Raw genomic sequence first — 5,530 nt, forward strand, 5'->3', positions numbered from 1 at the left:
GCCCGCCGACGCGCTCGCGGTCGCCCGTCCCGGGCGGCTCGAGGGCTCGGTGCTCTCGCCCGCGACGTGGCGCGCCACCGTGCGGGCGCTGCAGGACCGGACGGTCCGCCGATGACGCTGGTCCGCCGCGCGCTCGCCGTGCTGGCGACGACGCTGGGGCTGCTGCTGGTCGGCGGCGCGCTGGCCGGCCCGGCCTCCGCCGCGCCCACGCCACCGACGCCGCCGGCCACGCCGGCGTCGCCGACCGTGTCGATCGCGGTCGACGGGGTGAACGGCGTCAACGGCTCGCCCAGCTCCTCGATCGTCGTGCTGCTGGCGATCACGCTGCTCTCGGTCGCGCCGGCGCTGATCCTCATGACGACGAGCTTCACGAAGATCTTCGTCGTCCTGGCCTTCACGCGGAACGCGCTCGGCCTGCAGGGCGTCCCGCCGAACCAGGTGCTCGCCGGGCTCGCGCTGTTCCTCTCGCTGTTCGTCATGGCCCCGGTGGTCTCCGACATCAACACCGACGCGGTGCAGCCCTACCTGTCGGGGGACATGACGTTCTCGCAGGCCGTCGACGTCGGCTCCGGCCCGCTGCGGGAGTTCATGCTCGACCACACGCGCGAGCAGGACCTCGCGCTGCTCACGCGGGCGGCGGACCGGCCCAACCCCGCCACGCCCGACGACGTCGAGATGGCGACGCTGGTGCCCGCGTTCCTGCTGTCCGAGCTGCGCTCCGCGTTCATCATGGGCTTCGTCGTCTTCGTGCCGTTCCTCGTCATCGACCTGGTCGTCTCCGCCGTCCTCATGTCGATGGGCATGATGATGCTGCCGCCGGTGATGATCTCCCTGCCGTTCAAGGTCCTGCTGTTCGTGCTCGTCGACGGCTGGGGCCTCGTCGTCACGGCGCTCGTCGGCTCCTACACCGGGAGCGGCTGATGGACGCCTACGCCGTGCTCGACGTGGGCGTCGACGCCCTCGTCCTGGCCGCCAAGCTCTCCGCGCCGGTGCTCGTCACCGCGCTCGTCGTCGGCTTCGTCGTCTCCCTCGTGCAGTCCGTGACGCAGATCCAGGAGATCACGCTCAGCTTCGTGCCCAAGGCCGTCGCGGCGGCGCTCGCGCTCGTCGTGTGCGGGCACTGGATGATCACCGAGGCGGTCACGTTCACCCAGGAGCTGTTCGAGCGCATCCCCGCGCTGGTGGGCGGCTGACGTGGGGCCCGTCGCGCTGAGCCTGCCGCTCGCGACGATCGAGACGACCATGCTCGCGGGCGTGCGGTTCATCGCGTTCCTCGTGCTCGCGCCGCCGTTCTCGCACCGCGCCGTGCCCGGGACCGTCAAGGTCGCACTCGGCCTGGGCCTCGCGCTGGCCGTCGCGCCGCGCCTCGAGCCGCTCGCGGACGACGGGATCGCGACGTTCGTGCTCGCGCTGGTCGGGCAGGCGCTCGTCGGCGCCGGGCTGGGCTTCGTCGTGCAGCTGGGGTTCGCCGCGGTGCAGTCGGCGGGCACGCTGCTCGACGTGTTCGGCGGCTTCCAGGTGGCCACCGGGTACGACCCGCTGTCGATGACGAGCGGCGCCCAGCTGCAGCGGCTCTACCAGTTCGCCGCGCTCGTGCTGCTCTTCATGACGGACGGCTACCTCGTCGTCGTCGCCGGGCTCGTCCGGACGTTCGACGCCCTCCCGCTCGGGACGTCGCTGCAGCCCGGCGCGCTCGCGTCGACGCTCGCCGACGGGCTCGGCGAGATGTTCGTCGCCGCGCTGCAGATCGCCGGGCCCCTGCTCGTCGTGCTGTTCCTCGCCGACGTCGGCCTCGGGCTGCTCACGCGCGTCGCGCCCGCGCTCAACGCGTTCGCGCTCGGCTTCCCGCTCAAGATCCTGCTCACCCTCACCCTCGGCGGGTTCGCGCTCGTCGGGCTGCCGCACGTCGTCGAGTCGATCACCGGTCGCTCGGTCGCCGCGATGCTCGGGGTGCTGCCGTGAGCGACGGTCAGGACCGCACCGAGAAGGCCACCCCGCAGCGGATGAAGGAGGTGGTCCGCAAGGGCCAGCTCGGCCGCTCGCAGGACCTGCCGGCGTGGCTGGGGCTCGGCGCCGCCGCCCTCATGCTGCCCGGCGTGCTCGCGCGCGCCGAGGACGCGGCGCGCGACCAGGTCGCCGCCGTGCGCGACGCCGGCCGGGCGCCGTCGGCCGACCTCGCCGTCCGCGCGCTGGGCGACGGGCTCGGCAGCGTCCTGCCGACGCTCGCGCCGCTGCTCGTCGTCGTCGTGCTCGTCGCGCTCGCGGTCGGCATGGCGCAGGGCGGGTGGCGGCCGCGCCGGTTCCGGCTCGTCTTCGACCACCTCAAGCCCGGTCCGGCGGTCAAGCGCTTCGTCGGGCCGCAGGCGTGGTGGCAGGCCGCCAAGACCCTGCTCAAGACGGCGGTCGTCGGGCTCGTGCTCTACACGGCGGTGCAGGGCCTGGTCCCGCTCGTCACGGCGTCCGGGCGGCTCCCGCTCGACGTGCTGCTGCACACGGCCGGGTCCGGCGCGACGCAGCTGCTGCGGCTCGGCATCGGCGCCGGCCTGCTGCTCGCGGTCGTCGACGTCGTCGTCGTGGTGCGGCGCAACCGCAAGCAGACCCGGATGACGCTGCGCGAGGTCAAGGAGGAGCACAAGCGCACCGAGGGCGACCCGCAGGTCAAGGGCCAGATCCGGTCCCGGCAGGTGGCGATGAGCCGCAACCGGATGCTCGCCGAGGTCGCCCAGGCCGACGTGCTCCTCGTCAACCCGACGCACGTCGCGGTCGCGCTGCGCTACGAGCCGGGCACGGGTGCGCCGCGCGTCGTCGCCAAGGGGGCCGGGGAGGTCGCGGCACGGCTGCGCGCGCTGGCGTCCGAGCACCGCGTGCCGATGGTGGAGGACGTGCCGCTCGCGCGCGCCCTGCACGCGTCCTGCGAGCTCGGCCAGGAGATCCCCTCGCACCTGTTCACCGCCGTCGCGACCGTGCTCGCGTTCGTCCTGCAGCTGCGCCGCCGCGGCGCCGCCGCCGGCCGCCACCGGCTCGCCCAGGGCTCCACGCTCGCCGACGACGAGCTCACCGACCACCGCGCGCTCGCGCGCGCAGCCCGCCGCCCGGTGCGCACCGGCGCGGCCCCCGTCCCGTCCGGGAGGACGACATGAGGAACCGCTCGCTCGCCCCCATGGCGGTGCCCGCCGGCGTCGTCGGCGTCGTGCTGCTGCTCGTCGTGCCGCTGCCGGCGGCCCTGCTCGACGTGCTCATCGTCGTGAACATCACCGGGTCGCTCGTCGTGCTGCTCACCAGCATGTACGTCAAGCGGCCGCTCGACTTCTCGGTGTTCCCGTCGCTGATCCTCGTGCTCACGCTGTTCCGGCTGGGCCTCAACGTGGCCTCGACGCGGCTCGTGCTGCGCGACGGCTACGCGGGGCAGGTCATCGACGCGTTCGGGCACTTCGTCGTCGGCGGCTCGCTCGTCATCGGCCTCGTCATCTTCCTCATCCTCGTCGTCATCCAGTTCGTCGTGATCACCAACGGCGCCGGGCGCGTGGCCGAGGTCGGCGCGCGGTTCACCCTCGACGCGATGCCCGGCAAGCAGATGGCCATCGACGCGGACCTCAACTCGGGGCTCATCGACGAGGACGAGGCGCGCCGCCGCCGTGCCCAGGTCGCGGCCGAGGCCGACTTCTACGGCGCGATGGACGGCGGCTCGAAGTTCGTCAAGGGCGACGCGATCGCGGGCGTCGTCATCACGGTGATCAACCTCGTCGGCGGGTTCGTCATCGGCATGATGCAGATGGGCATGTCGCCCGCCGAGGCGCTCGAGCGGTTCAGCCTGCTGACGATCGGCGACGGCCTCGTCACCCAGATCCCGGCCCTGCTGCTGTCGGTGTCCACCGGCATCGTCGTGACCCGGTCCACCGCCGAGGGCGACATGGGCACGGCGGCCGCGAAGCAGCTCACCCAGTCCCGGACCGCCCTGCTCATCGCCGGCGCCGGCGCGTGCGCGCTCGCGCTGCTGCCCGGCATGCCCAAGGTGCCGTTCCTGCTCGTCGGCTCCGTGCTCATCATCGCGGCGCAGCGCGCCAAGGCGGCCGAGAAGCGCGACGCCGAGCAGGCGCAGGCCCAGCCCGCGCCCGACGCGCAGCCCGCCGGCCCCGAGACGCCCGAGCAGCTCATCGAGCAGATGCGCGTGCACGTGCTGGAGATCCTGCTCGCGCCCGACCTGGTCTCGCTGGTGGGGGAGGGCCCCGACGGCGACCTGCTGGGCCGCGTGCGCAGCCTGCGGCGGAAGATCGCGATGGAGCTCGGCATCGTCGTGCCGCCCGTGCGCACGCGCGACAGCGTGGACCTCCCCGCCTCGACGTACGCCGTGCGCATCGCCGGTGTCGAGGTCGGCCGGGGGACCGCGCCGGCGGGGCGGGTGCTCGCGCTGGGCGACGAGCTGTCCGCGCTGCCGGGCACGCCGGTGCTCGAGCCCGTCTTCGGGCTGCCCGGCAAGTGGGTGCCCGCCGAGCTGCGGCACGCCGCCGAGATGGCCGGCGCGACGGTGGTCGACCGCGTCTCCGTGCTCATCACGCACCTGTCCGCGCTCGTCTCGCAGAACGCCGCGCGGCTGCTCACCCGCGAGGACGTGCGCGTGCTGACCGACGGCGTCAAGCGGGTCAACCCGTCCGTCGTGGAGGAGCTCGTGCCCTCGCTGCTGAGCCTCGGGGAGGTGCAGCGCGTGCTGCAGGGGCTGCTCACGGAGCAGGTCCCGATCCGCGACCTGGGCCGCATCTACGAGGCGCTCACGCTGCGCGCCCGCACGAGCACGGACCCCGAGGGCCTCGTCGAGGCGGCGCGCGCCGCCCTCGGCCCGGCGCTCGCCGCGTCCCACGTGCAGGACGGCGTGCTGCGCGTCGTCACCCTCGAGCCCGTGCTGGAGCAGCAGCTCGTCGAGTCGCTGCGCCCGGGCGAGGGCGGCACGCAGCTGCTCGTCGACCCGCACCGGATCGAGGCGGTCCTCGCCCAGCTGCGCGAGGCCGTCGGCCAGGCGGAGGCGAGCGGGCGCTCGGTCGTGCTCGTGTGCGCGCCGGTGCTGCGCCCCGCGCTGCGCCGCCTCGTCGCGCTCGGCCTGCCGCGGCTGCCGGTGCTCTCGTACGGCGAGGCGACGGGCGGCGGCATCGACGTCGAGACCGTGGGGACGGTGAGCGGTGGCCACGCGATTGCAGCTTGAGGGCGGCGACCTCGCCGCGCTGCTCGCGCAGGTCGGCGAGGACCTCGGCCCCGGCGCGAAGGTGATCCGGGCGGAGCGCGTGCGCACCGGCGGGGTCGCCGGGTTCTTCGCGCGCGAGCACTTCGAGCTCACCGTCGAGGTGCCGGACCCGCCGGTCCCGCGACCGCGCGCGAGCCGGTTCGCACGGCCGGCCGCGGGCGGCCCCCCGTCCGCCCTGAGCGGGCTCGACGCGCTGCTCGGCGCCGCGGACGCCGCGGACGACGACGGGCGCCCCCGGCCGGCGCACGAGCCCCCGGTCGTCTCCACGGGTGGCTCCGCGTTCGCCGACGTGCTGGC

General features: G+C 74.5%; 6 protein-coding genes. All 6 read left to right on the forward strand.

Annotation, left to right across the window (positions count from 1 at the left end; genetic code table 11):
- Window positions 1–111 precede the first annotated feature (111 nt).
- Window positions 112–921 (forward strand): flagellar type III secretion system pore protein FliP, encoded by an 810-nt coding sequence (fliP, locus tag HGCM_RS06670; RefSeq protein WP_019136080.1) that lies wholly within the window; start codon window positions 112–114, stop codon window positions 919–921.
- Window positions 921–1,193: a flagellar biosynthesis protein FliQ gene (gene fliQ, locus HGCM_RS06675; protein ID WP_019136081.1), complete on the forward strand. Its 273-nt coding sequence runs from the start codon at window positions 921–923 to the stop codon at window positions 1,191–1,193. The genes fliP and fliQ overlap by 1 nt, the downstream gene beginning before the upstream one ends.
- A gap of 1 nt (window position 1,194) precedes the next feature.
- Window positions 1,195–1,962: a flagellar biosynthetic protein FliR gene (locus tag HGCM_RS06680; protein ID WP_019136082.1), complete on the forward strand. Its 768-nt coding sequence runs from the start codon at window positions 1,195–1,197 to the stop codon at window positions 1,960–1,962.
- The gene (locus HGCM_RS06685) at window positions 1,959–3,140 is read left to right on the forward strand and encodes an EscU/YscU/HrcU family type III secretion system export apparatus switch protein (RefSeq protein ID WP_019136083.1); all 1,182 of its coding nucleotides are present in this window, start codon (window positions 1,959–1,961) and stop codon (window positions 3,138–3,140) included. The genes HGCM_RS06680 and HGCM_RS06685 overlap by 4 nt, the downstream gene beginning before the upstream one ends.
- Window positions 3,137–5,194 carry a flagellar biosynthesis protein FlhA gene (locus HGCM_RS06690; protein ID WP_026075307.1) on the forward strand — a complete coding sequence of 686 codons (2,058 nt, stop codon included), beginning with the start codon at window positions 3,137–3,139 and terminating at the stop codon, window positions 5,192–5,194. Before HGCM_RS06685 ends, HGCM_RS06690 begins: the two co-directional genes overlap by 4 nt.
- The coding region (locus HGCM_RS19750) for a hypothetical protein (RefSeq protein WP_218917039.1) at window positions 5,172–5,530 on the forward strand (359 nt) is incomplete at its 3' end. The genes HGCM_RS06690 and HGCM_RS19750, both read left to right, overlap by 23 nt.

Origin of the sequence: Cellulomonas massiliensis JC225 (assembly GCF_000312005.1) — a bacterium.
GTDB lineage: Bacteria > Actinomycetota > Actinomycetes > Actinomycetales > Cellulomonadaceae > Cellulomonas > Cellulomonas massiliensis.

What these genes read in the sequence shown, in the direction of transcription:
- fliP (WP_019136080.1), top strand. Translation starts at nt 112, where the DNA reads ATGACGCTGGTCCGCCGCGCGCTCGCCGTGCTGGCGACGACGCTGGGG.
- fliQ (WP_019136081.1), top strand. Translation starts at nt 921, where the DNA reads ATGGACGCCTACGCCGTGCTCGACGTGGGCGTCGACGCCCTCGTCCTG.
- HGCM_RS06690 (WP_026075307.1), top strand. Translation starts at nt 3,137, where the DNA reads ATGAGGAACCGCTCGCTCGCCCCCATGGCGGTGCCCGCCGGCGTCGTC.